Source organism: Streptomyces sp. NPDC055966 (assembly GCF_042269865.1).
Classification (GTDB): domain Bacteria; phylum Actinomycetota; class Actinomycetes; order Streptomycetales; family Streptomycetaceae; genus Streptomyces.
Window position 1 is genome coordinate 48,800 of sequence record NZ_JBHJYK010000017.1, and the last position, 14,297, is coordinate 63,096.

The window sequence follows — 14,297 nt, forward strand, 5'->3', positions numbered from 1 at the left end:
GCGCAGGCACTGCCTCCGGTATGAGCGAACGGGCGGGGCGAACAGTGCCGGCCGAAGCCGAACGCGGCCGCCCTCGGACCGAGCCCCCACCGCACCGGCACTCCCGCCGTCTCGTCCACGACACCCGTCGGGCACCGGTCGCGCACGAGAGCGGCGCAGGTCTCCTCGCCTCGCGTGGCAGGCCGACGGCAGCCTCCTCGAAGGGGCCGGCCACACATGCGCCGGCGCCGAGGTACGGCACCCGCACCACCCGTGCACCGGGCGGGACGCCGAACGCGGGGCCCGCCCGGCGACCGTGCGTGTGTCCGGCACGGGCTCGGCCCTGCGCCGGACACGCCGTGCTCAGGCGTTCTTCCGGGCCACGGCGCCGTAGAAGCCGATCTCCTCGGAGCCGGCCGGCGGGGTGGTGTCCGGGCGCCAGAACGGGACCTGGGTCAGGCCGGGTTCGACCAGTTCGAGGCCGTCGAAGAACCGCTCGACCTGGTCGCGGGAGCGCAGGTTCATGGTGGCGGTGGCGCCGTTGTAGACGGCCTCGGCGTCGCTGCGGTCGTCGGCGAAGTCGCCCGTCGCGTGCGAGAGGACGAGGAAGCTCCCGGCCGGCAGCGCGTCGCGCAGGGTGGCCACGATCCGCTCGGGCTCGTCCGCGTCACGGATGAAGTGGAGGATGGCGACGAGGAACAGGGCGACCGGCCGGCCGAAGTCGATGATCCGGCGGACCTCCGGATGATCGATGACGGACTGCGGATCGCGCAGGTCGGCGAGCACGATGCTGGTCGTGCCGGCCCGGCTGAGCAGCGCGTCGGCGTGCGCCTTCACGATCGGGTCGTTGTCGACGTAGGCGACGCGCACGTCCGGCGCCAGCTCCTGGGCGACCTCGTGCACGTTCGGGGAGGTGGGCAGGCCGGTGCCGATGTCCAGGATCTGGCGGACACCGCTGTCGACGACGTAGCGCACCGCACGGTGCAGGAAGGCGCGGTTGGCGCGCACGGAGATCCACACCTCGGGCGCCGCCGCGGCGAGCTGGTCGCCCGCCTGCTGGTCCACCTCGTAGTTGTCCTTGCCGCCCAGGAGGTAGTCGTAGATGCGCGCGGGATGCGGCTTGCTGGTGTCGATGTGCACGGCCTGGCCGCCGTCCTGAGTCACAGTGGGCTCCTCTCCCCGACCGTCACGGCCTTGGTCCCGTGAACGATTGGCCAAAGCTTCCCATATCAACTACCCCGCTCGTGCCCACAGTTCCGCCCGCCGACGGCTGTGCCCGGCGCGTCGCCACCGTCGAGCAGCACGCGCACACCCAGACCGAGCTGACCGTCCGCGACGTCGTCGCCCTCGGCCGGATCCCGCACCGCCGCGCCTGGGCGGCCGCCGGTCCCGCGGACACGCGGGCCGTCACCGAGGCGCTGGACCGCACGCGTCTCACCGACGGCGCGGGGCAGTCCTGGCACACCCTGTCCGGCGGCGAACGCCAGCGCACCCGGATCGCGCGCGCCCTGGCCCAGGAACCCCGCGGACTGCTTCTGGACGAGCCGCCCCACCACCTCGACATCCAGCACCAGCTCGATCTGCTGGACCTCGTCGCGAGCCTGCCGGTCACCACGGTGATCGCCCTGCACGACCTCAACCTCGCCGCGATGTACTGCGACCGGCTGCTCGTGCTGCACGGCGGCCGGGCGGTCGCCGAGGGCCCGCCCGGCGACGTCCTGACCACCGGTCTGATCAAGCGGGTCTACGGCGTCGACGCCGCGGTCACCACCGCGGACGGGCACCCGGTGATTCGCTTCCTGCGGCGCGGCGGATAGGGGGTGTCGTGTGGATCCCGGGAGGGGCCGTGTGGATCCCGGGATGGTGGGAGAGGGCGGGGAACTACCCGAGCGCATGGATTGATCGCTCCCCGCCCCCCGGTGGGTCGGCCCGCCTCGGCACGTCGTCACGGACAGGGAGGGGCGACTCGGCGACCGGTCGGACGAGGCATCGACCCACCGATCTTGTTCAGACCCTCCGCCACCGGACGCGCGACGGCCAGCGGAGACGGGCCGCCCGGGTGACGAGGGCTGCCCGGCGGGTGGTGGTGCTCAGCGCGGGCCGGGGGACTCCGGGCGCTCCCCGTCGGCGCGCCGCTCGACGGGACGGCGCCCGGCGGGGGGCCGCCAGCCGCCGGAGACCTCCTTGACCGGCTTGTGCGGGAAGCGGCGCTCGGCGTACCGCTGGGCGTCGGAGCCCGGCAGGACGTAGAGGGTCTCCGTCTTGTCCTGGAGCGGGCGCAGAACGGTCTCCAGATAGGCCTTGCGGTCGTCGAGGTACGGGCCCAGCACGTCCTCGCCGGCGGGGCACACGGCCAGGCAGTAGCCGGACTTGTAGCTCGGCTTGAACGCGAGACTCTGCCACATCGAGGCGTTCTCCGGGTCGGTCACCCGCGAGCGGAAGTCGGCCGCGTCCGCGCTGTCGGCCACGGTCTGCACCCAGTCGGTGAAGCCGCTCATGAACTCCCGGTAGTTGTGGGTCGTGCAGGCCAGGGCGTCGAACGAGCCGTCCTTGCCGATGGCGCCGATCGGACAGGCCGCGACGCACAACTTGCAGTCCACGCAGGGGCTGTAGTCCAGCGGCCGGCCGTACGCGCTGACCGGGGCGTCCACGAGCACGGTCGCGAGCAGCACGAAGTTGCCGAACCGGGGGTGGATGACATTGCGGTGCAGCCCCATGACGCCCAGGCCCGCGGCCACGGCGACCGTCTTGTGCGCGACGACCCAGATACGGCCGGGGAAACGCTCCATCTCCTGTGGGAACCCGGCGGACGGATTGAGCGCGCGGTGGCCGGCGTCCTCCAGGGCCCGGACCACCCTGCGGGCGGCGGCGTTGACCTGTTCGTCGGTCTGGTGGAACTCCTGGTTGGCCACGCTGCGCGCGGGTGAGCGGGTGTTGTCACGGTTCATCCGGACCATGAGCGAGACCAGCGCGCGCGTGCCCGGCAGGGCGGCCAGGACATGGTCCCGCTCCCCGGCGAGGTCGGGGTGGTCCAGGCTCACCGCCGCGGCGTCGTCCGCACCGGCCTCCAAGCAGAGCGCGCGCAGCCAGTCCGCGTCGATCACCGGTGGCGCGGGTGCCGGAGCGGCGTTCGCGCGGGATGCCAGTACGGCCCGTACGGACGGGTGGGCGGCCAGGCGGGCGGGCAGCTTCCGGCTCCCCGCTCCCTCTGCCCTGCGCTGCTCGCTCATGCGGCCTCCTCCTGGTGGGTTGGAAAATCAAACTCACTGGAAGGGTAGTGGACGGGGCGGCGAGGGGGGTGGTTTCGGTGCGCACTTGAAGTTGGAAACCGATCGGTTTACCGTGGGGAGCGACCGATGGGAAACCGATCGGTTTCCACGTGTGACTTCCTCTGGAGACGACATGACCGCGATCAAGAACTCCGTCGCCCTGGTCACCGGCGGCAGCCGGGGCCTGGGCAAGGCGCTGGTGGAGGAGCTGTACGCGCGCGGAGCCGCCAAGGTGTACGCCACGGCCCGGGACCCGCGCACCGTGACCCACCCGGACGCCGTTCCGCTCGCCCTGGAGGTCACCGACCCGGCCTCCGTCGCGGCGGCCGCCGCGCAGGCGCAGGACGTCACGGTCCTGATCAACAACGCGGGTGTCTCGTTCGGCGCGCACTCCTTCCTCGACGCTGAAATCGATGTCGTACGGCGGGAGTTCGAGACCAACTTCTACGGCCCGCTGCTGGTCACCCGGGCCTTCGTCCCGGTCCTGGAGCGCAATGGCGGCGGACACCTCCTCAACGTGCACTCCGTGCTCTCCTGGCTCGGGCTCGCCGGCTCCTACAGCGCCACCAAGGCCGCCTTCTGGTCCCAGACCAACTCCCTGCGCCTTGAGCTGAGTTCACGTGGCATCGGGGTGACGGGGCTGCACGTCGGCTACATCGACACCGACATGGCCGCGGCCGTGGACGCCCCCAAGTCCACACCGCACGACGTCGCCTCCCTCGCGCTCGACGGCGTCGAGACCGGGGCGTACGAAGTGCTGGCCGACGAGCTCACCCGGAACGTGAAGGCGGGCCTCTCCGGCGACCTGGCGGCGCTGTACCCGCAGTTGGCCGGCTGACCGCACGCCGTCGGCACACCCTCGGCCCGGACGGCGTCGTGGAGTGCGGGCGGGGGCGTTCGAGTCCGCCGGGCCGGTCGCCGTACGCCCCTCGGGTCGCCGTACGTCCATCGGTACGATCACGCTCGTACCGATGGAGCAGGCCCGCCCCGTCCCCGGACACGCGCCGGGGTGCGTGGCGGGACCGGCACCGACGAGGGGAACCGAACCATGGAGTACGCAAAGCTCGGCGCGAGCGGCCTGGAGGTCTCGCGGCTGGCGCTCGGTTGCATGAGCTACGGCATTCCCGACCGGGGTCCGCACCCGTGGACGCTGGCCGAGGACGTCGCCCGCCCGTTCATCCGCCAGGCCCTGGACGCGGGGATCACCTTCTTCGACACCGCCAACAGCTACTCGGCCGGCACCAGCGAGGAGATCGTCGGCCGGGCACTCGGCGAGATGGCACGGCGCGAGGACGTCGTGATCGCCACCAAGGTGTTCTTCGCGGTGGAGAACGGCGCGGCGCGCAGCGAGCGGCCCAACCGGTCCGGGCTGTCCCGCAAGGCGATCATGGCCGAGATCGACCACAGCCTGCGCCGGCTCGGCACCGACTACGTGGACCTCTACCAGATCCACCGCTTCGACCCCCGCACCCCGGTCGAGGAGACGATGGAGGCCCTGCACGACGTGGTCAGGGCGGGCAAGGCCCGCTACATCGGGGCGAGTTCGATGTACGCCTGGCAGTTCGCCAAGCTCCAGCACACCGCCGAGCTGCACGGCTGGACGAAGTTCGTCAGCATGCAGAACCACTACAACCTCCTCTACCGCGAGGAGGAGCGCGAGATGCTGCCGCTCTGCGCGGACGAGGGTGTCGGGGTGATCCCGTGGAGCCCGCTCGCCCGCGGACGGCTCACCCGGGACTGGGACGCCGGCAGTGCCCGCAGCGAGTCGGACGCCATCCTGCGCAACCTCTACCAGCCCGACGACAAGCGCATCGTCGACGCCGTCGCGGCGATCGCCGAGAGCCGCGGTGTCCCGCGGGCCCAGGTGGCCCTGGCCTGGGTCGCCTCCCGCCCGGGCGTCACCGCCCCCATCGTCGGCGCCACCAAGGCCCACCACCTCGAAGACGCCGTCGCGGCCCTCGACCTGAGGCTCACCGACGAAGAGGTGCGGCGGCTGGAGGAGCCGTACACGCCGCGCGGGATCAGCGGCCACTGAGCCCGCGCCCTCGGGGGGTGCGCCCGTACGAACCCGTCCTGCGGCGCGCATTTGGAATTCATGTACAGTATTGGAAAATCATTCCAAGTGGCGGGGCTGGTGAGTGAGGTGGCGGCGGAGTCCGACGAACACCTCGTCCGGGAGGTTGAGAAGATCGCCGTGGCGCTCGGGCGGATGTTTCCGGGCCTGTGCGAGGTGGTGCTGCACGATCTGCGGGACCCGCGGCACGCCATCCGGGTGATCGAGAACGATCTGTCGGGACGTCAGGTCGGCGACTCCGCCACCGAGTTGGGACTCGCGCGCATCGCCGACCCGGACTTCCCGAGCATCGTCCAGAACTACCCCAACCGCTTCCCGGACGGCCGCCCCGCGAAGAGCACGTCCATCGGCATCAGGAACGCCGAGGGGGAGTACGTCGCCGCGCTCTGCCTCAACCTCGACATCTCCGTCCTGTCGCCCGTCACGCGCGCCCTCTCGAACCTCGTCGCCACGGACACCGCGCACGGCGAGCGCCCGCTGGAGACCCTGCGCGACCGCACCGCCCGCGAACTGCGCCGCACCGTCGAGGAGTTGTCCGCGCAACGCGGCGCCACGCCCCGGTCGCTGGGCCGGGAGGACAAGAAGACGCTCGTACGACAGCTGTACCAGGACGGGTACTTCGACTCGCGCGACGCCGCGCAGACCATCGCGGACCTGCTCGGCGTCTCCCGGGCCACCGTCTACAACTATGCGAAATGACGCACCGGGAGAGGATCTCGCCATGGCCGCCGCTTCACCCGTCCCGTTCGACGACGTCCGTGCCGCCGCCGCACGCCTCGCGGGCGTCGCCCACCGCACCCCCGTCCTCACCTCGCGCACCCTGAACTCCCTCGTCGGCGCGGAGGTGTTCATCAAGTGCGAGAACTTCCAGCGGGTCGGCGCCTTCAAGTTCCGCGGCGCCTACAACGCGATCGCCCAGCTCCCGCCGGAGCAGCTGGCCAAGGGCGTCGCCGCCTACTCCTCCGGCAACCATGCCCAGGCCACCGCCCTCGCCGCCCGCGAACTGGGCACCACCGCCGTCGTCCTGATGCCCGAGGACGCCCCCCGCGCCAAGCGCGAGGCCACCGCCGGGTACGGGGCCGAGATCGTGACCTACGACCGCTACACCCAGGACCGCACCGCGCTCGGCCGCGCTCTCGCCGAGGAGCGTGGTCTCGCCCTCATCCCGCCCTACGACCACCCGCAGGTCATCGCCGGCCAGGGCACCGCGACCCTCGAACTCCTGGAGGAGACCGGCCCGTTGGACTCCCTCCTCGTGCCCGTCGGGGGCGGCGGACTCATCGCCGGCAGCGCCACGGCGGCCAAGGCGCTGCACCCCGCGATCCGGGTCCTCGGCGTGGAGCCCGAGGCGGGGGACGACACCAAGCAGTCGCTGGAGAGAGGCGTCCGCGTCACCCGGCCCGTCCCCCGGACCATCGCCGACGGGCAGGCGCTGCCGACGCCCGGCGAGCTCACCTTCCCGATCAACCAGCGCCTGGTCGACGGTATCGCGCTGGTCAGCGACGCGGAGATCATCACCGCCATGCGGTTCGCCTTCGAACGGCTCAAGATCGTCCTCGAACCCAGCGGCGCCACCGGCCTGGCCGCACTCCTGGCGGGCCGCGTCGACAGCCTCCCGCCGCGCGTCGGCGTCATCGCCTCCGGCGGCAACATCGACATCGAGCGGTTCGTCGAACTCCTCGGCTCCTGACGGCCGTACCGCCGCGCGGCGGGCCGCATCGCGGGAGTCGGCAGCACGGTGCGGCCTCCCGCATTCAGAAGTGGGTGCCGCCGTCGACGCGGATCTCGGTGCCGGTGATGAACCCGCCGTCCTGTGAGGCGAGCATCGCGACGACGGAGGCGACCGTCTCGGGACCGGCGAAGCCCTGTCCGAGTGCCGGGGAGAGCTTGGCGAACAGCGACATATCGGCGTCCGCGGGCAGCCCCGAACCGACGCTCTGTCCGCTGGCGCCGCTGCCGTCGGTCATGCCGGACGAGATGGAACCGGGCTGGACGGCGGTGAAGCGGATGCCCCGCTTCGCGTACTCGGCGGCGAGGGCGTGGGTCATGGACTGGATCCCGCCCTTGCTCGCCGCGTACGCCGCCATGTAGGGGTGCGCGAACGTCGCCGAGGTGGAGCTGAAGTTGACCACCGCCGCGTCGCGGCCCGCCAGCAGTGCCGGTACGGCCTCGCGGATGACGAGGAACGTGCCGACGAGGTTGACCTGGAGGATGCGGGTGAAGTCGTCAAGGGTCGTCTCGTGGGTGTGCGAGGAGCGCAGGATCCCCGCCGCGTTGACCAGCACGTCCAGCCCGCCGAGCGCGGAGACCGCGGCGGTGACGCCCTCGCGTACGGAGGTCTCGTCGGCGACGTCCACGACGAGCGTGGTCAGGCGGTCCGCGTGCGCTGCCGCCTTGGCCAGTGTGTCCTTCAGGCCCCGCTCGCTCACATCGGCGGCCACGACGGTGCCGCCCTCGGCGAGCAGGCGCAGCACGGTGGCCTGGCCGATGCCCGAGCCGCCGCCGGTGATCAGTGCGCGGCGGCCTTCGTAGCGGTTCATGTCTTCTCCTGCCCGCCCCGTCGCTGTACGGCGGAGCCTTCGCGACGCCGGATCTCCTGCCCGCCAGCGTCCCCATGCGCTTCACGTTACGCCTCGATGGCATGGTTTGCCACTTCGTCATTGCGTGCCGTGGCGTGCTGTCGGGCCGTACCCTTCTGGGGTGAGCACCAAGCCGTCCGGGGCGAGCAGCGCGCCGCCCACCTCCCTGACCGAGCGCCGCAAGGCCGCCACCCAACTCGAGATCGCGCACGCCGCGGCCGAGCTCTTCGCCGCCCAGGGCCCGCACGCGACGACGGCCGAGGAGATCGCCCGGCACGCGGGGGTCGCGCTGCGGACCTTCTACCGGTACTTCCGCTCCAAGCAGGACGCGGTGAGCCCGCTGCTCGCCGCCGGTGCCGACCGGTGGCGGGCGCTGCTGGAGTCGGCCGAACCGGGCACCGGGCTGTCCCGGGCACTTGAGGCCGCCGTGGAGGAATCGCTGGCGGCACCGGACGAGGATGCCGCCCGGGCGCTGCTGCGGACCCGGGGGCTGCTGCGTGCCGCCGCCGACGATCCCGCGCTGCGCGCGGTCTGGTACCGCGTCAACCAGGAGTCCGAGGAGCGTCTCGTGCCGGTCGTCGCCCGCCTCGCGGACGGGCACCTGGAGGCGGTACAGGTGCGCCTGGTGGCAGCGGCCGCCACGGACGCGATCCGCATCGCCCTGGAGACCTGGGCCGACACGGAGGCGGACGTCACGGGCAGGGGCTCCCCGGCCGCCCTCGCGCTCCACTGTCTGCGCCAACTGATGGGAGGGATGGGTACGTTGTCGCCGGGCGGGACGGCCGAGAGCTAGGCACCGGCCCGTTGTCAGTGGTGGCCTCTATGGTTGTGACCAGTGAGGACCTGCGGGAACGGCCACGGGTCCATCCTGGGGAGGGGTCTGCCATGTCCACGGCGTCCGCGGTGTCGACGACGTATCTGGAGCTGTCGCAGGAGGGCGGCGGCGCCCACAAGTTCTACGAAGTCACTGTCGACGGCCTGGTGGTGACGGTGCGTTACGGCAGGATCGGTGCTGCCGGACAGGCCCAGACGACGACGTTCCCGACCGTGGAGAAGGCCAAGGCGGCCGCCGCGAGGAAGGTGGGGGAGAAGGTCCGCAAGGGATACGCCCCGGCCGTCCAGGGGCAGCGCGCCCCGCGCGCGGTGACCCGGCGTCAGGTCAGCTCCGCCCCGTCGACCGCCCGCGCCGTGGCCCCGGTGCTGTGGCGCTTTCGCACCGGCTCGTCCGCGTTCGGCATCCATGTCGACGACGACCGCTGCTGGGTGGGCAACCAGGCGGGTGACGTCTACACCCTGGACCACGAGGGCGTCGTGCTCGTCCGGTTCGGCCTGCCGGACGGCGTGAAGTGCCTGGTCGCCGACGACTTCTGGATCTACGCCGGCTGCGACGACGGCAAGGTCTACGACCTGTCCTCCAAGCTCCCGTTCGCCGCGTACGACATCGCCGCCGACGTCGACATCTTCTGGCTGGACATCCACGAGGGCGTGCTGAACGTCTCGGACCGCGCGGGCCGGCTCACCGTCATCGACCACGAGGACGAACACCAGTGGTCCCGCCGCAGCCAGGGCGAGCACGCCTGGATGGTCCGCGCCGACGACCGCGCCGTCTACCACGGCCACCACCGCGGCGTCACCGCCTACGCGCCGGACGGCGGCGGCGAGTTGTGGCACACGGCCACCCGGGGCAGTGTGCTGTTCGGCTGGCAGGAGGACGACGCCGTCTACGCGGGCACCGGGCACCACGTGGTCCAGCGGCTGTCGAAGGCCACGGGCCGGATCGAGGCGACGTACGCCTGTGACGACGCCGTCTACTCCTGCGCCACCTCACCGGGCGGCCGGTTCGTCTTCGCCGGGGACGCCGCCTCGTCCGTCTACTGCTTCGACCAGGACGGCACCCGGCTGTGGAAGCTCGGCACGGGCAGCGGCTCGGCGCTGTCGATGCAGTACCGCGACGAGCGCCTGTACCTGGTGACCACCGACGGCTCGCTGGTGTGCGTCGACGCGAGCGAGGCGGCGATCTCGGCGGCCCAGCAGGGCACGGTGCCGGTGGCGCGGGACGTCAAGCTCGCCGCCGCCCTGCCGACCTACCAGCCCGCCACCGCCGTGGCCGCGGTGTCCACCGTCGACCGGGCTCCCGTCGGATCGGTCGTGGTCGAGTGCGTCCAGCAGGGCGGCCGGATGCGGGTGCACGTGGTGTCCGAGGGCTACGACACCTCCTGGAACGTCCAGTTCCCGCGCGCGATACGGGAACCGGGCGCCCGCTACGTGGTGGACGCCCTGCACCCGGCGGCCGGCGGCTTCTACCGCGTCCGCGGCGACATCCGCCGCCTGCTGTGACCCGCCCCGTGACGCCCTGCCGCCGACCGGCGGTCCAGGACGGTACGGCCGCCCTCCCTATCGGCACCGCCCGGGTCACCGCCGGCGCGTCGGTGCCGCCACCCGCGCCCCGCTCCAGACCCGTCCGGGGCGGGCCGGAGGGTCAGGACCGTACGGCCGCCGCCTCCGCCAGCGCCTCACGTGCCACGCCGAGCGCCTCGGCGCGGTCCTCCGGGACCAGGCCGATGCGGGTGCGCCGGTCCAGCAGGTCGGATTCGTCCAGCGCGCCCTCGTGCCGGGCCGCCCACACCAGTTCGGCCCGGGTGACCGGATGGCCCGGCAGCACCGGCTCGGCCAGTGCGGGGTCCCGGGACGAGAGGGCCTGGACGGCCTCGGCCTCGGTGCCGTAGCGGCGGACCAGGCGCGGCGGTGCGGGCAGGGCGCGCAGCCGCGCGGGCGAGGCGGCGCCGACCAGGGGCAGCGCGGCGGTGCGGGAGGGGGCGGCGTGCAGACCCCGGGCGGCGGTCGCGGCGTCCACGGCGTCCTGCGCCATCCGCCGGTAGGTGGTGAGCTTGCCGCCGACGATCGTCGTGACGCCGTCGGGGGACGTCAGCACCGCGTGCCGACGGGAGATGTCGGAGGTGCGGGCCGCTTCCCCGTCGCGGCCGTCGTGGCCGGAGGTGTCCAGCAGGGGGCGCAGCCCGGCGAAGGCGCCGACGACCTCGTTCCGGGTCACCGGCGCGTCCAGGGCGGAGCCGAGGACGTCCAGCAGGAAACCGATGTCGGTCTCGGGCACCTCGGGCACGTCCGGGATGTCGCCCTCGACCGGCTCGTCGGTGAGGCCGACGTACACCCGGCCGTCGCCCTGCGGCAGGACCAGCACGAAGCGGTTGGTCTCGCCGGGGATCGGGATGTGCAGGCCGGCCGGCAGCGAGCCGAGCCGCTCCGAGCGCAGGACGAGGTGGGTGCCGCGGGAGGGGCGGATCCGGATGCCCTCGACGAGGTCGCCCGCCCACACCCCGCTCGCGTTGATCACGGCGCGGGCCCTGATCTCGCCCTCCTCGCCGGTCAGTTCGTCGCGGATCCGGGCGCCCGTGCCGGTCAGTTCCAGTGCCCGGACCCGGGTCAGCACCCGGGCCCCGTGCGCGGCGGCCGTCCGCGCGAGCGCGGTGACCAGCCGGGCGTCGTCGGTCACCTTGCCGTCCCAGGACAGCAGCCCGCCGCGCAGCCCGGCCGGGCGGACCGAGGGCGCGAGATGCCGGGCCTCCGTCCCGGTGAGCCTGCGCGGGGCGGGCAGGACCTGGCGCGGGGTGCGGGCGGCGAGGCGCAGCACGTCCCCGGCGCGCAGCCCGGCCCATGCCAGCGAGGCCTGGGCGCGGGAGACCAGCGGGGTCAGCGGCAGGACGAACGGCTGGGCCGACACCAGGTGCGGGGCCGTACGCGTCATCAGCACCCCGCGCTCGACGGCACTCTCGTGCGCGACGTCGAACTGTGCGGAGGCCAGGTAGCGCAGCCCGCCGTGGATGAGCTTCGAGCTCCACCGGGAGGTGCCGAAGGCCAGGTCGTGGGCGTCCACCGCGACCACGTCCAGTCCGCGCGCCGCCGCGTCCAGCGCGACTCCGGCACCGGTGGCGCCGAGCCCGACGACCAGGACGTCCACCACCCTGCCGTCCGCGGCCTCGCTCAGTTCCCGGGCCCGTCGCGATGCGTCGAGCGACGAGCCGGCGTCGGTCCTGGTGTGGCTCATGGCGTGAGGATCCTCTCCAGGAGGGTGCGCAGCTCGCCGAGGAAGGCGGCGGAGTCCAGCTCCGGATCTTCCTCGTCGGTCATCGTGCGCAGGGACAGGGTGAAGGACTGCACGGTCAACAGCAGTGCGCGGGACTGCCGTTCGACATGGCCGGAGCGCACGGAGCCGTCCGTGTGGCCCTCGCGCAGCGCGTCGGCCAGCAGCGCGAGCAGGGCCTCCTGGCTCGCTCCGCGCCGGTCGAGCACGTACGGCAGCAGCAGCTCCGGATCGACGTCGACGATCTTGCGGAACAGCGGATGGGCCCGGAACGCCTCGACGCCCGCCACCAGCCCGTCCACGATCCGGGTGCGGGTGTCCGTGCCGTCAGAGACCTCGGGGATGGCCCGGGTGGCGACGTCGATCCACTCCCGGGTCATCAGATCGCCCACCAGGGTCCGCAGGTCCGGCCAGCGCCGGTACAGCGTCATCCGGGAGACGCCGGCGCGGCGGGCCACGTCGGCGAGGGTGGTGCGGCGGACTCCGACGGCCAGCACGCAGTCGCGTACCGCGTCGAGCACATGATCGTTGTCCGAACCGTTGTGACGAATAGGCGTCATGTGTCACAGTGTAACGCCCCGAGGGTCCGGCAGGAGAAGACCCTCCCGGGCAACGGCCGCCGGGCCGTCGCGCGAACCGAGCACATCGAGCACCGAACCGAGCACACCGACCTGTGAGGACGACCGTTCAATGGACATGCTGTGGAACGGCTGGGGCGACCCGGCCAAGGCGGCGCCCCTGCCCGACTCGGTGACCGGCCTGCTGCGCGACCTCCTCGGCGTCAAGCCCAGCACCACCCCCGCCCTCTCGCTCGACGACATCCAGGTGCCCGCCACCACGGCCTCGCCCGTCGCGCTCAAGGCGCTCGCCGAGGCCGTCGGCGGCGCGGAGCACGTCCGCACCGACGGCGAGAGCCGCCTCCGGCACACCCGCGGCAAGTCCACGCCCGACCTGCTGCGCATGCGCGCCGCGGACGTCACGGACGTCCCGCAGGCCGTCGTCCTGCCTGGCTCGCACGACGAGGTGCTCGCCGTGCTGCGCGCCTGCGCCGCGCACGGCCTCGCCGTCGTCCCCTTCGGCGGCGGCACCTCGGTCGTCGGCGGACTCGCCCCGCAGCGCAGCGCGTTCATCGCCCTGGACCTGCGCCGCATGGACGCCCTGCTCGACCTCGACCCCGTCTCGCGCACCGCCGTCCTCCAGCCCGGACTGCGCGCCCCCGAGGCCGAGGCACTCCTCGCCGAACAGGGCTTCACCCTCGGTCACTTCCCGCAGTCCTTCGAGTGGGCCACCATCGGCGGCTTCGCCGCGGCCCGCTCCAGCGGCCAGGCCTCCGCCGGGTACGGCCGCTTCGACGAGATGGTCCTCGGCCTGACCCTCGCCACCCCCGAGGGCACCATCGAGACCGGCCGCGCCCCGCGCTCCGCCGCCGGACCCGACCTGCGCCAGCTGATCCTCGGCTCCGAGGGCGCCTTCGGCGTCATCACCTCCGTCACCGTCCGCATCCGCCCCCGCCCCGAGGCGTGCGTTTACGAGGGCTGGCGGTTCGCGTCCTTCGCGGAGGGCGCGGCCGCGCTGCGCACGCTCGCCCAGGACGGACCCCGGCCGACCGTGCTGCGCCTGTCCGACGAGACCGAGACCTTCATCGGCCTGGCCCAACCCGACTCCATCGGCGGCGACCTGAGCCAGAGCACGGCCGGCTGCCTCGCCATCGCGGGCTACGAGGGCACGCCCGAGGACACCGCGCTCCGCCGGGAGCAGGCCGCCACCGTCCTCACCGCCTGCGGCGGCACACCGGCCGGTACGGAACCCGGCGAGCGCTGGGCCCACGGCCGCTTCTCGGCGCCGTACCTGCGCGACGCGCTGCTCGACATCGGCGCCTTCGCGGAGACCCTGGAGACCGCGGCCTTCTGGTCCCGCGTCCCCGACCTCTACACCGCCGTGCGCACCGCGCTCACCGACACCCTCACCGAGGCCGGCACCCCGCCCCTGGTGATGTGCCACATCTCCCACGTGTACGAGAACGGCGCCTCGCTGTACTTCACGGTCGTCAGCGCCCAGGGCGAGGACCCGGTCGCCCACTGGGAGCCCGCCAAGCACGCGGCCAACGAGGCCGTGCTCGCCGCCGGCGGTACGATCTCCCACCACCACGGCGTCGGCACCGACCACCGCGACTGGTACGTCCGCGAGGCCGGACCGCTCGGCATCTCTGCCCTGCGCGCGGTCAAGCGCCGCCTCGACCCCGAGGGCCTGCTCAACCCCGGCGTCCTGCTGCCCGACCACGGCCTGACCGACTGACC

At 73.0% G+C, this 14,297-nt stretch carries 12 protein-coding genes and 1 pseudogene; 8 read left to right on the forward strand and 5 right to left on the reverse strand.

Annotation, left to right across the window (positions count from 1 at the left end; all coding sequences use genetic code 11):
* Window positions 1-342 precede the first annotated feature (342 nt).
* Window positions 343-1,143 carry an SAM-dependent methyltransferase gene (locus ACFC8N_RS31460; protein WP_376291690.1) on the reverse strand — a complete coding sequence of 267 codons (801 nt, stop codon included), beginning with the start codon at window positions 1,141-1,143 and terminating at the stop codon, window positions 343-345.
* Window positions 1,144-1,253: 110 nt separating this feature from the next.
* Between ACFC8N_RS31460 and ACFC8N_RS31465 the strand changes: the two are divergent.
* Window positions 1,254-1,796: pseudogene (locus ACFC8N_RS31465) on the forward strand (ABC transporter ATP-binding protein); the annotation flags it as partial.
* 273 nt (window positions 1,797-2,069) lie between these two features.
* Here the strand turns inward: ACFC8N_RS31465 and ACFC8N_RS31470 are convergent.
* Window positions 2,070-3,209 carry a (4Fe-4S)-binding protein gene (locus tag ACFC8N_RS31470; RefSeq protein ID WP_356033271.1) on the reverse strand — a complete coding sequence of 380 codons (1,140 nt, stop codon included), beginning with the start codon at window positions 3,207-3,209 and terminating at the stop codon, window positions 2,070-2,072.
* A 172-nt stretch (window positions 3,210-3,381) separates the two neighbouring features.
* Between ACFC8N_RS31470 and ACFC8N_RS31475 the strand changes: the two genes are divergently transcribed.
* The 4 genes from ACFC8N_RS31475 (at window position 3,382) to ACFC8N_RS31490 (ending at window position 7,012) form a co-directional block, all read left to right on the forward strand.
* A complete protein-coding gene (locus ACFC8N_RS31475) occupies window positions 3,382-4,086 on the forward strand; it encodes an SDR family oxidoreductase (RefSeq protein ID WP_376291693.1) in 705 nt (234 codons plus the stop codon).
* A 210-nt stretch (window positions 4,087-4,296) separates the two neighbouring features.
* On the forward strand, window positions 4,297-5,283 hold the full coding sequence (locus ACFC8N_RS31480; protein WP_376291695.1) for an aldo/keto reductase: 987 nt from the start codon (window positions 4,297-4,299) through the stop codon (window positions 5,281-5,283).
* 60 nt (window positions 5,284-5,343) lie between these two features.
* The gene (locus tag ACFC8N_RS31485) at window positions 5,344-6,021 is read left to right on the forward strand and encodes a transcriptional regulator (protein ID WP_376291697.1); all 678 of its coding nucleotides are present in this window, start codon (window positions 5,344-5,346) and stop codon (window positions 6,019-6,021) included.
* 22 nt (window positions 6,022-6,043) lie between these two features.
* Window positions 6,044-7,012 carry a threo-3-hydroxy-L-aspartate ammonia-lyase gene (locus ACFC8N_RS31490; RefSeq protein ID WP_376291699.1) on the forward strand — a complete coding sequence of 323 codons (969 nt, stop codon included), beginning with the start codon at window positions 6,044-6,046 and terminating at the stop codon, window positions 7,010-7,012.
* Between the two features lie 64 nt (window positions 7,013-7,076).
* Here ACFC8N_RS31490 and ACFC8N_RS31495 read toward each other — a convergent pair whose 3' ends face one another.
* On the reverse strand, window positions 7,077-7,862 hold the full coding sequence (locus tag ACFC8N_RS31495; protein WP_376291701.1) for an SDR family NAD(P)-dependent oxidoreductase: 786 nt from the start codon (window positions 7,860-7,862) through the stop codon (window positions 7,077-7,079).
* Window positions 7,863-8,022: 160 nt separating this feature from the next.
* On the opposite strand from ACFC8N_RS31495, the gene ACFC8N_RS31500 reads away from it, so the two are divergent.
* Together ACFC8N_RS31500 and ACFC8N_RS31505 are read left to right on the forward strand one after the other, a co-directional pair.
* Window positions 8,023-8,694 (forward strand): TetR family transcriptional regulator, encoded by a 672-nt coding sequence (locus ACFC8N_RS31500; protein WP_356033285.1) that lies wholly within the window; start codon window positions 8,023-8,025, stop codon window positions 8,692-8,694.
* Between the two features lie 92 nt (window positions 8,695-8,786).
* Entirely contained in the window at window positions 8,787-10,238 is a 1,452-nt protein-coding gene (locus ACFC8N_RS31505; RefSeq protein ID WP_376291703.1) for a WGR domain-containing protein, read from the forward strand.
* Window positions 10,239-10,380: 142 nt separating this feature from the next.
* On the opposite strand, the gene ACFC8N_RS31510 is transcribed toward ACFC8N_RS31505, so the two are convergent.
* Both ACFC8N_RS31510 and ACFC8N_RS31515 read right to left on the reverse strand, forming a co-directional pair.
* Window positions 10,381-11,964: a glycerol-3-phosphate dehydrogenase/oxidase gene (locus ACFC8N_RS31510; RefSeq protein WP_376291705.1), complete on the reverse strand. Its 1,584-nt coding sequence runs from the start codon at window positions 11,962-11,964 to the stop codon at window positions 10,381-10,383.
* Window positions 11,961-12,560: a TetR/AcrR family transcriptional regulator gene (locus ACFC8N_RS31515; protein ID WP_376291706.1), complete on the reverse strand. Its 600-nt coding sequence runs from the start codon at window positions 12,558-12,560 to the stop codon at window positions 11,961-11,963. Before ACFC8N_RS31515 ends, ACFC8N_RS31510 begins: the two co-directional genes overlap by 4 nt.
* Window positions 12,561-12,690: 130 nt before the next feature.
* On the opposite strand from ACFC8N_RS31515, the gene ACFC8N_RS31520 reads away from it, so the two are divergent.
* Window positions 12,691-14,295 (forward strand): FAD-binding oxidoreductase, encoded by a 1,605-nt coding sequence (locus ACFC8N_RS31520; protein WP_376291708.1) that lies wholly within the window; start codon window positions 12,691-12,693, stop codon window positions 14,293-14,295.
* Window positions 14,296-14,297 lie beyond the last annotated feature (2 nt).